Here is a 16955-nt window from a genome sequence, read left to right as displayed (position 1 = left end):
CGTGGTGTCCGGGTAAGGTTGCCTTATTGATAGCGGACTTTATACCTTTTCGCGCTACGGAGCAACGCCCCTGCTCCAGCATTACTTGCACTATCGACGCTAACTATCAGATGTAAAAGGAAAATTGACAATTGATCGGCCGATGCGGAACCCCATATCCGTCTACCTTTTGCCAAAAATACCTCCCACAAGCCGCTACCTTTCAAGCCTGGCCTTGGAAACCCGGCACGGGAATTGCCCCGCGAAGGTAACCATTCATGGGAAGCAAACGAGTGAAATTGCGATCGTCAGCTGGATTTATGGTGCCTTGCAGCACAGCCCCATTTCGCTCCCATAACTTGCTACCTTCAACGATTCCCATAAGAGGGTACCTGTCGACACGTTTCGGCTTCGGCAGCGGTGTGATTTTCCACCTGGGAGGTAGAAATCACTCCCATAAGCGGCAACCATTCCGTGTCCCCACAACAGGCTACCTTTCTGTGGCATCGATCCTGTCCATGGGGAACCGTCCTTCGGACATTCCATCGAAACATCATCGTAGGCCCCGAATCGCCACCCATAAACGGGTACCTTTGATATTCCCCATAGACGGCTCCCTGAAAAAAATCCCTGTGCGGGCAGGCACTTACGGATCAAGAAAAGCCCCCCATAAAAGGCTACCTTCATGCGCTCCCATAGATGACTACCCAATGCGATTCACGGCTGATTTCCCATAACCGGCTACGCTCACCCCATATCCACAACCCTGATTCCCCACAACGCGGTACCCGAATCCCCAAATCCACAGACCTGAAACCCCAAACCCTTCCACCTGTGCTCCCATAAATGGGTACCGAACACCCCTCAAAGCCTTGTCAAGCAAGGCTGTGAGCCGTCTAAAAGTAGTTAAAGAAGTAAACGTGGTTTACCAAAGATGTAAACACACGTGTGCTTCCACAGAAAGACGAACCCCATAAACCGCTACCCATGTGAGACGTTTGTGGTCCGGCAAGCCTCCCGATCCTGCGATTCAGGCCTGGTGAACACCGGCTTGGCGCCTTGATCCACCAAGGAATCAGGCCCGACAGGGCGCTCAGAGGAGGTGAGTACCCACTCACAAACAGTCAAACGTAGAAACTTATGGGAGGAAATCCCCCAATTCGACGTACAGGTTCCCGTTTATGGGACCGAAAAACGGGCGCCGCACGTACCCCGGATGCTGTGATCGACCGCAGGAACAGATCTGCAACCGGACGAGCGGATCACGTCAGGCTCCTCCACAGCAGTTCGAAATCATCCTGGACTGCCCGCGAATGGATTTTTGTACTCGCGCTGCCGCGTCTGTAGACAAGTTTTTGTCGATCACCCGTCGACGCTTCTCGCCAAATTTAGCCTGTGGACTGTGCACAAAGGAAATCGCCTCGACCTGCTTTGCTACCCCACGGCCGTCAGGTTTTCTACCTTTGGATCAATCGAGGAGCGAAGCTGTGACGCTGAGGCGCCACGAGAGACTCACGAGACCGTCCGGAAACGAATCGGGTGTCGAGATGCCGCCGCACAGATCGCGAGGCTCCCTGGCCGATCTCGAGGTCGTTGTGCGCAGACGTGAAGATGCCGTGGGTGACGAAGCTCACCATGATCGAATCCGGCGACGATCCCGAACATGCTCACCTTCCGAAGATGCCGGATCCCGTAAGATCTCACCGATCAGTCGAAGCCCAAGGAATCGGCAAGCTGTGACGAGCGCGGCGGCGTCCGGATACGTGATCGTCGACGGGATCAAATGAAAAGCCTGTGGCATGGGCGTGTCGCATGCGATGCGGATGGCAAGCACGGCCGCACGGACGGGCGAGTCTTGTCGTGGCTTCACTGCCGTGCGCAGGTCACCGTCAAGAGCATCGCGCGTTCGTGCAGGGCATTGACGCCTTCGTGAAGAGTTGACGGTCGGGATCTTCACCTCACTGGCAGCGCGTTCATTTTCATCAGACATACCTGCCCACGGCGAGCCGTTCCTCCACAGGTAGCCATCCGTATCGCAGCGCTGCAATCGGTTGACGATGAATTCCGGCACGCCGCTGCAACACGACGTCACTGTCGCGGTAACCTGACGAACCGAATCGTGACCGTTTATGGGAGAAACGGTCGCTCGAGCCACATCGATCGATAGCGTTGCGCACAGGTTGATTGCTGCAGCGGTGATCGCGTATGCGCGGTAACGCTCACGTCACCCATGTGCGCGTTGACATCGCCACCTGTGAAACAGCCATCGACGCGTTACATCGCCCTGCGCGTGACGGTTCTCGTCGCCAACGCGTGCGATGCATGGTTGCGGTCTGTGTGACGCGCCGGCGACGTAGAAGCCGCTTTGCCTCCCATACGTGTATCCCCAATTCCGTCATCACGTTGGCGCCATATTTTTTGAGACACGGTTATGATGCACAGGTCCTGATCGCGACACGACGGCCGATCGGGACAGGGGCGGTATCTCGATGGTTTTTCAATCCGTGATAGTCATCAAAAAAGAGAGTTCAGCGATGCAAATTCAGATCAGAAAACTCGCGCTGGCTGCTACCGCAGTCGCTTTCCTGTTCGGCTCGGCCGTTCCTGCGTTTGCACAGACCGACGCCGCCAGCGCACCTGCTGCGCAGGACGCCAAGGCAGCGAAGAGCGAAGCGCGCAAGGCGGCCAGGGCCAAACGCAAGGCCGAGCACAAGGCCGCGCGTGCGAAGAACACTGCCGAATTGAAGAAACTCGAAGACGCCGGTTACAAGCCGGCCGCCAACGATCCGAACTACCCGCAGAACCTGCAGAACGCAGAGAAGAAAGCCGGCGCTGCAGCAAGCCAGTAAGCGTCGTCCGGCGGCAAGCCACGGCTCGATCCGCGGCTTGCCGCGTGTGTCGCGATCACGCGAGGCACGAAGCCAGACACGTGTCGTACATCCGCCTCATTTGATTCGGTATCCTGCATATTGTGGGCGTGTAAAACCGGCATCCAGATGCGGTCAGTGCCGTCCGCCCGGAGCAGTTGAATTTCCCGCTACTTTCAGCCAGTCCTTGAAGGCACGCACGGCGTCGTCATCCGCGCGCGCGGAGGCCACATACGTGAAGTAGCGCCACGGCGGCAGCGCCGGTTCGCTGAACGGCTGCACGAGCCGGCCTTCGGCGATGTCGTCCGCGACGAGCGCGATCGGCCCCATCGCGACACCCAGCCCGTCGAGCGCACCTTGCAGCGTCAGGTAGAAATGCTCGAGCGTGAGCGAGTGGCGCGGCACGAGATTCGGATGCCCGGCTGCCGCGAGCCACTCCGGCCACATGCCGGGATAGGTTGCCGCGTGCAGCAGCGTGAAGCCGGCGAGATCGGCGGGCGTATCCAGGCGGCGGCTCTCCAGCAATTTCGGTGCACACACCGGCAGCCGCACTTCGGACAGGAATTCCTCCGCGACGTACCCGTCGATGGCCTGAGGGCCGCCGCGAACGATCAGGTCGACCTTGTCGCGCAATTTATCGATCGGTTCGTTCGACGTCGACAATCGCACCTCGATCGCCGGATGGGCGACCTGGAACGACGACAGCTTCGGCACGAGCCAGCGCAGCGAGAACGTCGCGGGCGCGCTGACGCGCAGCACGCGCTGCTGCGCGTGGCCGAAGTGCTGCGCGGTGGCGAGCGCGATCCGGTCGAACGATGCGCCGACTTCGGCGAGGTACGCACGGCCGCTGTCGGTCAGCTCGACGCGCCGGTTGTGGCGTTCGAACAGCGACCGCCCGAGCCACGCTTCCAGTTGCTGCACGTGCCGGCTGATCGCGCCGTGCGTGACGCACAGCTCGTCGGCGGCCAGCGTGAAGCTGCCGAGCCGCGCGGCGGCTTCGAACGCGCGCAGCGAATTCAACGGAGGAAGTCGTCGTGCCATTGTATCGTTTCGTGTGAGTTTTATTCACACGAAGGTTCAGGTTTAATCGTTTGATCGGGCGATCCAGCTCCGCCAATATGGCACACAAACGGCCGGATTGGCCGAACAAGTGTCTGAATTTCTCACATGGAGTGCGGAGCATGCCGAACGTGGTGGTAGTGGGTGCCCAATGGGGCGACGAAGGCAAGGGGCGCGTCGTGGACTGGCTGGCGGCCCAGGCCGATCTCGTCGCACGATACAACGGCGGCCACAACGCGGGCCACACGCTGGTCGTCGGTGGCAAGACGTACAAGCTCGCGCTGCTGCCGAGCGGCGTCGTGCGCGGCAAGCGCGGCGTGATCGGCAACGGCGTCGCGCTCGATCCGGAAGCGCTGCTCGCGGAAATCGCGCGGATGGCCGAGCTCGGGCTGTCGGTGACGCCGGACAACCTGTCGATCGCCGAGAACGCGACGCTGGTACTGCCGATTCACCGTGCGATCGACCAGGCGCAGGAGCGCTTGCGCCGCGAGCCCATCGGCACCACGCTGCGCGGGATCGGGCCGGCCTACGAAGACAAGGTCGGGCGTCGCGGGCTGCGCGTCGGCGATCTCGCGGAGCCGGGCCGGCTGGCCGCGAAGCTCGACGGGCTCGTCGATCACCACAACGCGTGGTTCCGCGGCCTGGGTCTCGACGAGCAAGACCGCGACGCGATGCTGGCGACGCTGGTCGCGCTTGCACCGAAGATCCTGCCGTTCGTGCGCCCCGTCTGGGCCGACCTCAACGATGCAACCGATCGCGGGGAGCGCATCCTGTTCGAGGGCTCGCAGGCCGTGATGCTGGATATCGACTGGGGCACGTATCCGTTCGTGACGTCGTCGGGCACCGTGGCATCGGCCGCGGCGGCCGGCACGGGCCTCGGTGCGTCGAAGCTCGGCCACGTGCTGGGTGTGACCAAGGCCTATGCGACGCGTGTCGGCGGCGGCCCGTTCCTTACCGAGCTGACCGGCGCCACCGGCGAAACGCTGCGCGCGCGCGGACAGGAGTTCGGTGTCAACACGGGCAGGCCGCGCCGCTGCGGCTGGCTCGATGCCGCGCAACTGCGCCAGGCCGTCAGGATCTCGGGCATCGATTCACTGGCGCTTACCAAGCTCGACGTGCTCGACGGTTTCGAGTCGATCGCGCTGTGCGTCGGCTACGAACTCGACGGTGCTCGGGTCGACCATCTGCCCGCGAGCCTCGAGGCTCAGTCGCGCGCGACGCCGGTTTACGAACGGTTCGACGGCTGGCAAGGCACCGTGAAGGGCGTGCGCGAGCGTGCGGCACTGCCGCGCGCCGCGCAGGATTTCATCGCGCGCATCGAAGCCGTCGCGGGCACACCGGTGTCGATGATCACGACCGGCGCGGAACGCGACGACACGATCGTGCTGCGCAATCCGTTCGATGCGGCGGTCACTGCATGACGCGCGAGTCAGGACGGACGTAAATGACGGCGCGGCATCGTGGCCGGCGGGTAGTTTTTGCCGACCCGATGCCGTTTGCCGGTCGGCCCGTCCGGCCGCATCCATGCCCGCCGCGACGCCGTGCGCCGCGCGGTTTCACGGCACGTTTCGGCATCCGGATCACATCGTGTACGGCGAACTGGACACGCCTGCAACGCTGCGGTACTGTTCCGCACAATTCGCGCCAGACCGGCCCGTGCCGGCGCCGCCGGCACCCTGGCCGCACGGCGGCGCGACGTGATCTCAATCCCGGGGACAGGTCGATGGACACGTTACAGATGATGCGCATTTTCGTCCGGGTCGCGGAGGAGGGCAGCTTCACGAGCGCGGCCCAGCGCCTGGACATCACGACGGCCTACGCGTCGCGCTCGGTCGCGCAGCTCGAAACGCATCTGCGCACGCGTCTGCTCAACCGCAGCACGCGCCGCATTGCGCTGACCGACGCCGGGCAGCGCTATCTCGACCGCTGCCAGCGCATCCTCGGCTATATCGACGAAGCGGAAGCCGAGGCGGCCGACGCACAGGCGAAGCCGTCCGGGCGGCTGCATGTCCACGCGACGACGAGTTTCGGTCAGGCCTATGTGGTGCCCGCCGTCGTGCGCTATCGCGAGCGTTATCCGTCGGTTGCAGTCGAGCTGACGCTGTCGCAGCACGTGCCCGACATCATCGACGAAGGCTATGACGTGTCGCTGCAGTTGAGTACGACGGAGCTGCCCGATTCCGGGCTGGTGTCGCAGCGGCTCGGCGAAGTGCACAGCGTGCTGTGCGCAGCGCCTGACTATCTGAAGGCGCACGGTACGCCGCGCACGGTGCGCGAACTCGAAGGACATGCGTGCCTGCAGATGGTCACGCCGGTGTTCCCGCGCGATCGCTGGCACCTCGACGGTCCGGACGGACACGAGACATTCGACCTGCCGTTGGCCGACTTCCAGGTGAACATCGCCGATGCGCTGGGCCTCGCATTGCGCTCGGGCCTCGGGATCGGCTCGCTGCCGATGTCGTCCGCGCTGCCCGCGCTGGCGAGCGGTGCACTGGTGCGCGTGTTGCCCGACTATCGGTTGCAGAAGCTGACGGTCTACACACTGTACGCGTCGCGTCAGTATCTCGATGCGAAGATCCGCACGTTCGTCGATTTCCTGCGCGAATTCGTACCCGAGAAGCTGGCTGCCGACGAGGCGGCGCTGAACGCGTCCTGCGCGTCACGCAATACCTGATTCGGGCACGGCCGGCGCACAAGTGCGCCGCCTCGCCTGACCGGTGAAAATAATCTGTAGTCCTGTACGAAAGGCCGGCGCCGGCTACGTATGCAGGACCGGCGCGGGAAACGATGCCGGTGCCACCGGCCCGGCCTTATGAAAGCGCTTGCTTTCGATATCGAACATCGTTGGTTCGGCGTGCGGCAGCAACCCTCTAGAATCGGTTCGACCTGCTTCATCGCATGCGCGCGTCCATCCGCGCCCACTCCTTCGAACCATAAACGACATGGCAGATCGACACTCCAGAACCCGCCGCCGGCTCCTTCATGCCGGCCTGGCGATTGCGGCAGGCGCCGCTGTGCATCCGGGCCTGGCGTGGGCCGGTGCGGCCGGCACACGAACGTTGCGCATCGGCTATCAGAAAGGGCCGCTCAGCCTGCTGAAGGCGCGCGGCACGCTGCAGGGCAAGCTCGCGACGCTCGGCGTGAATGTCACGTGGACCGAGTTCCCGTCGGGCCCGCCGCAGCTCGAGGCATTGAACGCGGGATCGATCGATTTCGGCGATGTCGGCGAAGCGCCGCCGATCTTCGCGCTCGCGGCCGGTGCGCCGCTCGTCTATTACGCACAAACGCCGTCGGGCACCGCGGCCGAGGCACTGATCGTCCCGAAGGATTCGCCGGTCAAGACCTTTGCAGACCTGCGCGGCAAGCGCATCGCACTGGTGAAGGGATCGAATACGCACTTCCTGCTGGTCCGGCTGCTGCAGGCCGCGAAGCTCAACTATGCGGATGTCACGCCGGTCTGGCTGTCGCCGTCCGATGCGCGCGCCGCATTCGAGAACCGTTCGGTCGATGCGTGGATCATCTGGGATCCGTTCCTCGCGGTGGTCCAGCAGGCGTTCGGTGCGCGCATCGTCGCGGACGGGTCGGGGCTTGTCGAGAATCGCGGCTATTACTTCGCGTCGCGCACGTATGCGCAGCACAATGCCGACGTGCTCGACGTCGCCGTGTCGGAATTGACGGCCGTTCAGCGCTGGCTCGATGCGAACCGCGCGCAGGGCGCGGCCGAGTTCTCGAAACTCTGGGGGATTCCGGAACCGGCCGTCGCACTCGCATTTCGCCGCGCGCGCTTCGGCGTCGAGCCTGTCACGCGCGACACGCTTGCGTACCAGCAGCGGATCGCGGATGTGTTCTACCAGGCCGGCATCCTGCCGAAACGTGTCGACGTCAGCCAGGCTGCGCCGCCCACGCTCGCTTGATGGCACAACCGGCGCGGCACGACATGCTCAGCGGCGGAACGGCAAGGCGACGTCGTCCGGAATCGGGCACACGTATGGCCGGCCGCCGCGCCGCTCGAGCGGTTCCGCCTTTGCGCTGGCGAGCGTGTGGGGTGCGCCGAGCAGGTCGATCGCGGTCGTGGCCATCGTCTTCGCCGCGAGCATCATCCCCTTGTGCGCGACCCGCTGCCACGCGTGCGGCATTGCGCAGTTGGCGTGACCCAGCTCACGTCGTTCGCCGACTATTGCGTGCGCTGCGTCGGCGAAGCCGTGCAGGCCGAGCGGGCGAACGCCGGCGGGAAGAAGGGCGCTGCGCGCTCGCGCACGTGCCGCACGTGAAGCGGCCTACGGCACGACGCGCGACAGCGGCACCGCTTCGCCGCGCAGTCTCGCGACGTCGCGGCCGGGCGCATCGCCGAACAGCCGCGCGTATTCGCGGCTGAACTGCGACGCGCTCACATAGCCGACGCTGCGGCACGCCTGCCGCGCGTCCATCGCCGCTACGCACATCAGGCGGCGCGCCTCCTGCAGCCGCAGCACCTTCTGGCATTGCAACGGGCTCATCGACGTCACCGCACGGAAGTGGTGGTGGAAGGTCGACGGGCTCATGTCCACCTGTCGCGCGAGCGAGTCGACCGTCATCGGATCGAGGTAATGGTCGCGAATCCACGCGACGGCGCGCGAGATGCGCTGCGTCGTCGAACCGGCCTCGCCGACTTGCGCGACGCGCGCGCCCGACGGGCCGCGCAGCAACCGAATGAGGATTTCGTCGAGGATCAGCGGCGCGATCAGGTCGAGGTCGTCCGGTTGCGCGATCAGCTGCATCAACCGCGCGACGGCGTCGACGATTTCCGGTGTCGCGTCGAGCGTGTCGAGCGCGCCGTAGTCGACGGTTTTCGGTAGCCCGCACGGAAAGACAAGCGGCGTGAGCACCGCGATGCGCACCGGATCGAGTTCGAGCTGGGCGTAAAGGAACGGCTCGGCCGGGTTCGCGCGCGTCACGCGGCCGGTGACGGGCACGTCGGCCGTCGCGACCAGCATCCGCGCTTCGTCGATCGCATAGGTGTCGTCGCCGACCCGCATCGACTTCGCGCCTTGCCCGACGATGCTCAGGCACGCGTGGTGCACGCCGTGGTTCCACTGCGGGGGCGCGACGGATGCGCGCGAGATGCGCATGCCGCGCACCGGGAGGTCGAACGACCCGTCGTGCGGCGCGTACGCGGCGATCAGTGCCGCGAGCCGGGCCGCGGGCGGCCGGGCCGGCGACCGGCGGTCGTGACCAGGCGCGGTGCGCGGTTGCAGTGGCGTTCGGGCGTCGATTTCCATGTTGCGTGAGCAGTTGGCGGAGTGAGCGATGCAATGCGCACGACTGCGATTCCCGGTCGGGCGCAGGTGCGGCGGTCACATCGTACGGCCAGTCGCGTGCGCGGGATTGCCTAAACCTGTCCGAAATTAGCCCGATCATCCGGACCTGCAGGGTTGGCGACCGTATCGCTCGTCGTTGCGTGGTGTGCAGCGCACAAATTCGGAAATTAAGGCAAAACAATCGCAGGATCGGGCAAGCCATTTCCCGGCGGTTTTCATACCATTGCACCTGCTGAAGGAAATGTATTCCAGCGCGTCCGGAGGATCCGGGCAGGACCGCCGCATGATGCGCGGGCGCCGTCGGCGCTGCCGTGCGCGTCGCCGCCGCGAACCGCTGGAAAAGACTCAGGACTGCTATCGAATGATCGTGCATCGGGCCAGCCGAGGCCGGCTTGCGTCCGTTGCATGCCGGCGCGTGCTTGCCGCGAGCGTGCCGTCCGACCCGGTTGACCCGGCGTCGGTGCCGCTGCATTGGCCGGGCCGATGCGGGCCGGCGGCGGCGCAGCGTCGGATGCAGGCATAAAGGCAGCCGTCCGCGCAGGGAATCCGGACAAATGGACCAACTTCAATCGATTCGGGCATTCGTGACGGTGGCAAGGGAAGGCGGGTTTCGCCGGGCGGCGACGCGGCTGCGCGTATCGACGGCGATGGCGAGCCGGCTGGTCGATGCGCTCGAGACGCGCCTTGGCGCGCGCCTGCTTCAACGCAGCACCAGCCACCAGTCGCTGACGGAAATCGGCGAGCTGTATCTCGCGCGCGTCGAGCGGATTCTCGGTGCGATCGACGAGATCGACGGCCGTTTCGTCGCGATGGGCAGCAAGCCGGAAGGCCCATTGCGCGTGGCTGCGCCGGTCGCGTTCGGGCTCAGCCAGTTGAGTGCGTTGCTCGATCGTTTCGTGCACCTGTTTCCGGACGTGCGGCCGACCGTGACGCTGACCGATGCGCACGTCGACCTGACCGCCGAGGACATCGACGTCGCGTTCCTGACCGACGGCATGCCGGTGTCCGGTGCGCATGCGCTGCATACGCTGGCCGCGTACGAATCCGTGCGCGTCGCGGCGCCGGGTTACGTCGCTGCGCACGGTGGCGCGGCTGCGTCGGGCGACTGGCCGGACCTTGCGACCGTGCGGCTCGAATTGCCGGCGACCGACGACGGCCCTGCGGCCGCGATTCGACCGGGCACGGTGCCCGGCAATGCGGGCGTCGGCCATCTCGAGATGGCACGACGGCTGGCTGTGGCCGGCATGGGCGCGGCCGTGTTGCCCGCGTATCTCGTCGACGCCGATCTGGCGGCTGGCACGCTGGTGTGTATCGCACCGGTCCGCCCGCTCGCGCCCGTCACGCTGAAGCTCGCGCATGCGCGTGCCGCGCATTTGCCGGCCGCCGCGCGCGCGTTCATCGAATTCGCCGGCGCCGCGTTCCGGCCCGCGCGCTAGCGGCCCCGCTGGCCGCCACGGCAACCCGTGCCCACCGGGGCCGCGGGCGCGCCGTTCCTTTTTTCGGAAGCAGTTCGGCAAACGAACGCTCCGCAGGGTGCAACGCACACCCGAAGCAAGCGCCCGCATGGGTGGCGGACCGGAAGCGACGGCATTCCGCCCGCGCATGCAGGCCGTGAGGAGATCTGGTGATTCCCATTGAAGGTCGTCTATTTGTGAGAGGTCGCTCCATGCGCGTCGAACGGGTTCCATACCGCTTAATCACTGCCGCAACGGCCGCCGTTTTCCTGGCCGCATGCGGAAAAAAAGAGTCGGCGCCACCGCCGCAAACGCCGGAAGTCGGCGTCGTCACCGTCCAGCCGCAAGCCGTGCCGGCGCTAACCGAACTGCCGGGCCGCACCAGTGCGTTCCTCGTCGCGCAGGTGCGCGCACGGGTCGACGGCATCGTGCTGCGCCGTGAATTCACCGAAGGCACCGACGTCAAGGCCGGTCAGCGTCTGTACAAGATCGATCCGGCGCCGTACGTCGCCGCGCTGAACAGCGCGAAGGCGACACTCGCGAGGGCGCAGGCGAACCTCGTCACGCAGAACGCGCTGGTCGCGCGCTACAAGGTATTGGTCGCGGCGAACGCGGTCAGCAAGCAGGACTACGACAACGCGGTGGCCACGCAAGGGCAGGCTGCCGCGGACGTCGCAGCCGGCAAGGCGGCAGTCGATACCGCACAGATCAATCTCGGCTACACCGATGTCGTGTCGCCGGTCTCGGGACGTGTCGGCATTTCGCAGGTGACGCCGGGTGCGTACGTGCAGGCAAGCCAGGCCACGCTGATGTCGACCGTGCAGCAGCTCGATCCGGTGTACGTCGACCTCACGCAGTCGAGCCTCGACGGCCTGAAGCTGCGCCAGGACGTGCAAAGCGGCCGCCTGAAGACGAGCGGCCCGGGCGCTGTGAAGGTGTCGCTGATCCTGGAAGACGGCAAGACCTACCCGGAAGCGGGCAAGCTGCAGTTCTCGGACGTGACGGTCGACCAGACCACCGGCTCGGTGACGATCCGCGCGATCTTCCCGAACCCGGGCCGTGTGCTCCTGCCGGGGATGTTCGTGCGCGCACGGATCGAGGAAGGCGTGAACGAGAACGCGTTCCTGGTGCCGCAGATCGGCGTCACGCATGACCAGAAGGGGCAGGCAATCGCATTGGTCGTGAACGCGGCCAACAAGGTCGAGACGCGTCCGCTGACGACGACTGGCACCTACGGGCAGGACTGGATCGTCGAAGGCGGTCTGCAAGCGGGCGATCACGTGATCGTGCAGGGCGTCGACAAGGTGCGCCCGGGTGCGACCGTGAAGACGGTTGCCGCGCAGCTCGCACCGGCGGCCGACGCCGCATCGGGTGCTGCCGCCTCCGCCACACCGGCAAGCGCAGCGCCGGCGAGTACCGCCACCCATGCTGCAGCGAGTGCGGCCGCCGCGTCGGTCGCGCAATAACAGGGAGTCCGTTTCATGGCCAAGTTCTTTATCGATCGCCCGATCTTCGCGTGGGTGATCGCGATCGTGCTGATGCTGGCCGGCGTCGCATCGATCTTCAAGATGCCGATCGCGCAGTATCCGACGATCGCACCGCCGACGATCCAGATCCAGGCGAACTATCCGGGCGCTTCCGCGAAGACGGTGGAAGACACGGTCACGCAGGTGATCGAGCAGCAGATGAGCGGTCTCGACAACTTCCTGTACATGTCGTCGACGAGTGACGACTCGGGCAACGCGACGATCACGCTGACCTTCTCGCCCGGCACGAATCCGGACGTCGCGCAGGTGCAGGTGCAGAACAAGCTGTCGCTCGCGACGCCGAACCTGCCGCAGGTCGTGCAGCAGCTCGGCATGCAGGTCACGAAGTCGAGCAGCAACTGGCTGATGTGGTTCGCGTTCAACTCCGAGGACGGCAACATGTCGAAGGAGGACCTGACGAACTACGTGGCTTCGCACGTGCTCGATCCGCTGAGCCGTGTGAACGGCGTCGGCCAGACGCTGCTGCTCGGTTCGCAGTTCTCGATGCGGATCTGGCTCGACCCGACCCGCCTGACGAACTACGGCCTCACGCCGATCGACGTATCGACTGCGATCACGCAGCAGAACGTGCAGATCGCGGGCGGCCAGATCGGCGGCACGCCGGCCAAGCCGGGCACGATGCTGCAGGCGACGATCACCGAATCGACGCTGCTGCGCACGCCCGAACAGTTCGGCAACATCCTGCTGAAGGTCAACCAGGACGGCTCGCAGGTCCGGCTGAAGGATGTCGGCCGTGCGGCGTTGGGTTCGGAGAACTACACGTTCGATACGAAGTACATGGGGCAGCCGACGGCCGGCCTCGGCATCCAGCTTGCGACCGGCGCGAACGCGCTGGCCACCGCGACCGCGCTGCGGGCCAAGATCGCCGAGCTGTCGAAGTACTTTCCGCACGGTCTGGTCGTGCACTACCCGTATGACACGACGCCGTTCGTGCGCCTGTCGATCGAGGAAGTGGTCAAGACGCTGCTCGAAGGTATCGTGCTCGTGTTCCTCGTGATGTACCTGTTCCTGCAGAACCTGCGCGCGACGATCATCCCGACGATCGCGGTGCCGGTGGTGCTGCTCGGCACGTTCGCGATCATGGGACTCGCGGGCTTCTCGATCAACACGCTGTCGATGTTCGGCCTCGTGCTCGCGATCGGCTTGCTGGTCGACGATGCGATCGTGGTGGTGGAGAACGTCGAGCGGGTGATGGCGGAGGAGGGCTTGTCACCGAAGGAGGCGACCCGCAAGGCGATGGGCCAGATCACCGGCGCACTCGTCGGCGTGGCGCTCGTGCTGTCGGCGGTGTTCGTGCCGGTGGCGTTCTCGGGCGGCTCGGTTGGCGCGATCTATCGTCAGTTCTCGCTGACGATCGTGTCGGCGATGGTGCTGTCGGTGCTCGTCGCGTTGATTCTGACGCCGGCCTTGTGCGCGACGATCCTGAAGCCGATCCCGAAGGGGCATCACGAAGAGAAGAAGGGCTTCTTCGGCTGGTTCAACCGGACCTTCGACCGCAGTCGCGATCGCTATACGGGTGGCGTGAACCACGTGATCCGGCGCTCGGGCCGCTGGCTCGTGATCTACCTGGCCGTGTTCATCGCGGTCGGCGTGATGTTCGCGCGCCTGCCGAAGTCGTTCCTGCCCGATGAAGACCAGGGCTACATGTTCATGATCGTGCAGACGCCGTCCGGTTCCACGCAGGAAACGACCGGCAAGACGCTCGACAACATCAACACGTACCTGACGACCGCCGAGAAGGATGTGGTCGACTCGGTGTTCACGGTCAACGGCTTCAGCTTCGCGGGCCGCGGCCAGAATGCGGGCCTCGTGTTCGTGAAGCTGAAACCGTACGAGCACCGCCAGCGTTCGGACCAGAAGGTCCAGGCGCTGATCGGCCGGACTTTCGCGCACTACTCGACGTACAAGGACGCGATGGTGATCCCGTTCAATCCGCCGTCGATTCCCGAACTCGGTACGGCTGCCGGCTTCGACTTCGAGCTGACGGACAACGCCGGTCTCGGCCACGAAGCGTTGATGGCCGCGCGCGGCCAGTTGCTCGGGATGGCGTCGAAGGATCCTGCACTGGCGCTGGTGCGCCCGAACGGCCTGAACGATACGCCGCAGTACAAGGTCGACATCGACCGCGAGAAGGCGAATGCGCTCGGCGTGACGGCCGCCGCGATCGACCAGACGTTCTCGATCGCGTGGGCGTCGCAGTACGTGAACAACTTTCTCGATACCGATGGCCGGATCAAGAAGGTCTACGTGCAGTCGGACGCGCCGTTCCGGATGACGCCGGAAGACATGAACATCTGGTACGTGCGCAACAGCGCGGGCGGGATGGTGCCGTTCAGCGCGTTCTCGACCGGTCACTGGATCTACGGTTCGCCGAAGCTCGAGCGTTACAACGGCGTGTCGTCGATCGAGATCCAGGGGCAGGCCTCGGAAGGCAAGTCGACCGGTCAGGCGATGGCCGCGATGGAAGCGCTCGCGAGCAAGCTGCCGGAAGGCATCGGCTATTCGTGGACGGGCCTGTCGTTCCAGGAAATCCAGTCGGGTTCGCAGGCGCCGATCCTGTATGCGATCTCGATCCTCGTCGTGTTCCTGTGTCTCGCGGCGCTGTATGAAAGCTGGTCGATCCCGTTCTCGGTGATCATGGTCGTGCCGCTCGGCGTGGTCGGCGCGCTGCTCGCGACGATGTTGCGCGGCCTCGAGAACGACGTGTTCTTCCAGGTCGGCCTGTTGACCACGGTGGGCTTGTCCGCGAAGAACGCGATCCTGATCGTCGAGTTCGCGCGCGAGCTGCAAGCGAGCGGGAACATGGGGCCGGTGCGGGCGGCGATCGAGGCGGCGCGCCTGCGGCTGCGTCCGATCCTGATGACGTCGCTCGCGTTCATGCTGGGCGTGCTGCCGCTCGCGATCAGCAACGGCGCGGGCTCGGCGAGCCAGCACGCGATCGGCACCGGCGTGATCGGCGGGATGATCACGGCGACGTTCCTCGCGATCTTCATGATCCCGATGTTCTTCGTGCGGGTTCGCGCGATCTTCAGCGGCGAGACGGAAAACGTCGACGACGCATGGCGTCTCGTGCAGGGCGACCTGCAGCGCGGTCACGGCGACGCACACGATTCGAAGGGGCAGTAACGATGCAAAAACACGCTTTGACTGCAACCGCGGTCGCACTGGCCGCCGCGCTCCTTGCCACGGGCTGCACGATGGCGCCGCATTACAAGCGGCCCGACGCACCCGTCGCGCAGGCGTACCCGGCCGGCGGCGTCTATGCGACGCAGCCGGGTGCGGCCGGCGCGCGCAGCGCGAACGGCCAGGCGGCGACCGCCATCGGCTGGCGCGAATTCTTCGTCGATCCGCGCCTGCAGCGGCTGATCGAGATCGCGCTGAAGAACAACCGCGACCTGCGCGTGTCGGTGCTGAACATCGAGGCGGCGCGCGCGCAGTACCAGATCACGCGCGCGGGCCTGTTCCCGACGCTGAACGGTACGGGCACGGGCAATATCCAGCGCCTGCCGGCCGGTGTGTCGACGACGCAGCAGCCGCTGATCACGCGCAGCTACAACGTCGGGCTGTCCGCATCGTGGGAACTCGACCTGTTCGGCCGCGTGCAGAGCCTGAAGGACCAGGCGCTCGCGCAGTACCTGTCGACCGCGTATGCGCGGCAGGCGTCGGAGATCTCGCTGGTGTCGCAGGTGGCGGATCAATACCTGACGCTGCTGTCGACCGACGACCTGCTGCAGGTCACGGAGAACACGCTGAAGTCCGCTCAGGCGCAGTACGACCTGACCAAGCTGCAGTTCGACAACGGCACGGGCTCCGAGTTCGAGCTGCGTCAGGCGCAGACGGTGGTCGAGACGGCGCTCGCAAACCAGCAGGCGCAGGCGCGTGCCCGCGCACAGGCGCTGAACGCGCTGGTGCTGCTGATCGGCGAGCCGCTGCCGGACGACCTGCCGGCGGGCATGCCGCTCGACGCGCAGAACCTGCTGACGGACGTGCCGTCCGGGTTGCCGTCGGATCTGCTCACGCGCCGTCCGGACGTGATGCAGGCCGAGCAGACGCTGCTGGCCGCGAACGCGAACATCGGCGCGGCGCGCGCGGCGTTCTTCCCGAAGATCTCGCTGACGGCGGCGTTCGGCACCGCGAGCCCGACGCTGGGCGGCCTGTTCAAGGCCGGCACGGCGGCGTGGTCGTTTGCGCCGAACATCGCACTGCCGATCTTCGAGGGCGGCGCGAACATCGCGAACCTCGATCTTGCGCACGTGCAGAAGCGCATCGAGATCGCGAACTACGAGAAGGCGATCCAGTCGGCGTTCCGCGAAGTGTCGGATGGCTTGGCCGCACGCGGCACGTACGACCAGCAGATCGCGGCGCTGGAGCGCAACGAGCACGCGCAGCAGCGCCGTTTCGATCTGTCGGACCTGCGTTACAAGAACGGCGTCGACAGCTACCTGTCGGTGCTGACCGCGCAGACGGACCTGTACTCGGCGCAGCAGACGCTGATCAGCGCGCGTCTGGCGCGCTGGACGAACCTGGTCGACCTGTACCGCGCCCTGGGCGGCGGGTGGGTCCAGCGCGCCGGCGAGACGCCGCGCGCGCCGGATGCACCGGTCGACTACGACAAGGCGGCCGCTCCGGCGGCGGCGACGAACGGGTAAGCGCAAGGAAGGGCCGGTGCCCGTCGAACCGGCTGTACGCAAAAAGAAAACGCCACGGATTTGCGTCCGTGGCGTTTTCTTTTGCATGGCTGCCCGGCGGGCA

At 65.4% G+C, this 16955-nt stretch carries 12 protein-coding genes and 1 pseudogene; 9 read left to right on the top strand and 4 right to left on the bottom strand.

The window, feature by feature from the left end; all coding sequences use genetic code 11:
- Positions 1 to 1609: 1609 nt before the first annotated feature.
- Positions 1610 to 2050: a hypothetical protein gene (locus ACWMMN_RS37400; protein ID WP_486424295.1), complete on the bottom strand. Its 441-nt coding sequence runs from the start codon at positions 2048 to 2050 to the stop codon at positions 1610 to 1612.
- Positions 2051 to 2513: 463 nt separating this feature from the next.
- Here ACWMMN_RS37400 and ACWMMN_RS37395 point away from each other — a divergent pair, with 463 nt between their 5' ends.
- Positions 2514 to 2828 (top strand): DUF4148 domain-containing protein, encoded by a 315-nt coding sequence (locus tag ACWMMN_RS37395; protein ID WP_155627314.1) that lies wholly within the window; start codon positions 2514 to 2516, stop codon positions 2826 to 2828.
- Between the two features lie 153 nt (positions 2829 to 2981).
- Here the strand turns inward: ACWMMN_RS37395 and gcvA are convergent, their stop codons facing one another.
- Positions 2982 to 3887, bottom strand: coding sequence for a transcriptional regulator GcvA (gene gcvA / locus ACWMMN_RS37390; protein ID WP_059241082.1), 906 nt, complete (start codon positions 3885 to 3887; stop codon positions 2982 to 2984).
- Positions 3888 to 4027: 140 nt separating this feature from the next.
- On the opposite strand from gcvA, the gene ACWMMN_RS37385 reads away from it, so the two are divergent.
- The 3 genes from ACWMMN_RS37385 to ACWMMN_RS37375 all read left to right on the top strand — a co-directional run bounded on the left by ACWMMN_RS37385 (position 4028) and on the right by ACWMMN_RS37375 (position 7819).
- On the top strand, positions 4028 to 5326 hold the full coding sequence (locus ACWMMN_RS37385; RefSeq protein WP_486424294.1) for an adenylosuccinate synthase: 1299 nt from the start codon (positions 4028 to 4030) through the stop codon (positions 5324 to 5326).
- Between the two features lie 302 nt (positions 5327 to 5628).
- The gene (locus ACWMMN_RS37380; protein WP_059241080.1) at positions 5629 to 6579 is read left to right on the top strand and encodes a LysR family transcriptional regulator; all 951 of its coding nucleotides are present in this window, start codon (positions 5629 to 5631) and stop codon (positions 6577 to 6579) included.
- A gap of 268 nt (positions 6580 to 6847) precedes the next feature.
- On the top strand, positions 6848 to 7819 hold the full coding sequence (locus ACWMMN_RS37375; protein ID WP_486424293.1) for an aliphatic sulfonate ABC transporter substrate-binding protein: 972 nt from the start codon (positions 6848 to 6850) through the stop codon (positions 7817 to 7819).
- Between the two features lie 27 nt (positions 7820 to 7846).
- Here ACWMMN_RS37375 and ACWMMN_RS37370 read toward each other — a convergent pair.
- Positions 7847 to 8070: pseudogene (locus ACWMMN_RS37370) on the bottom strand (amidohydrolase); the annotation flags it as partial.
- Here ACWMMN_RS37370 and ACWMMN_RS37365 point away from each other — a divergent pair.
- Positions 8054 to 8176 carry a hypothetical protein gene (locus tag ACWMMN_RS37365; protein ID WP_340626290.1) on the top strand — a complete coding sequence of 41 codons (123 nt, stop codon included), beginning with the start codon at positions 8054 to 8056 and terminating at the stop codon, positions 8174 to 8176. The pseudogene ACWMMN_RS37370 and the gene ACWMMN_RS37365 overlap by 17 nt on opposite strands.
- Positions 8177 to 8182: 6 nt before the next feature.
- Here the strand turns inward: ACWMMN_RS37365 and ACWMMN_RS37360 are convergent, their stop codons facing one another.
- Entirely contained in the window at positions 8183 to 9163 is a 981-nt protein-coding gene (locus tag ACWMMN_RS37360; protein ID WP_059241077.1) for an AraC family transcriptional regulator, read from the bottom strand.
- Positions 9164 to 9756: 593 nt separating this feature from the next.
- On the opposite strand from ACWMMN_RS37360, the gene ACWMMN_RS37355 reads away from it, so the two are divergent.
- From ACWMMN_RS37355 to ACWMMN_RS37340, 4 genes are all read left to right on the top strand, one after another.
- Positions 9757 to 10638, top strand: coding sequence for a LysR family transcriptional regulator (locus ACWMMN_RS37355; protein ID WP_059241076.1), 882 nt, complete (start codon positions 9757 to 9759; stop codon positions 10636 to 10638).
- Positions 10639 to 10868: 230 nt separating this feature from the next.
- The gene (locus ACWMMN_RS37350) at positions 10869 to 12122 is read left to right on the top strand and encodes an efflux RND transporter periplasmic adaptor subunit (RefSeq protein ID WP_059241075.1); all 1254 of its coding nucleotides are present in this window, start codon (positions 10869 to 10871) and stop codon (positions 12120 to 12122) included.
- Between the two features lie 15 nt (positions 12123 to 12137).
- Positions 12138 to 15329: an efflux RND transporter permease subunit gene (locus tag ACWMMN_RS37345; protein WP_174994651.1), complete on the top strand. Its 3192-nt coding sequence runs from the start codon at positions 12138 to 12140 to the stop codon at positions 15327 to 15329.
- Between the two features lie 2 nt (positions 15330 to 15331).
- Positions 15332 to 16852 carry an efflux transporter outer membrane subunit gene (locus ACWMMN_RS37340; protein WP_486424292.1) on the top strand — a complete coding sequence of 507 codons (1521 nt, stop codon included), beginning with the start codon at positions 15332 to 15334 and terminating at the stop codon, positions 16850 to 16852.
- Positions 16853 to 16955: the final 103 nt, after the last annotated feature.

It is taken from the genome of Burkholderia cepacia complex sp. TUM26381 (assembly GCF_057439935.1).
The sequence above is the reverse complement of the archived record's forward strand: the minus strand, read 5'-3'. Positions and strand labels throughout refer to the sequence as shown.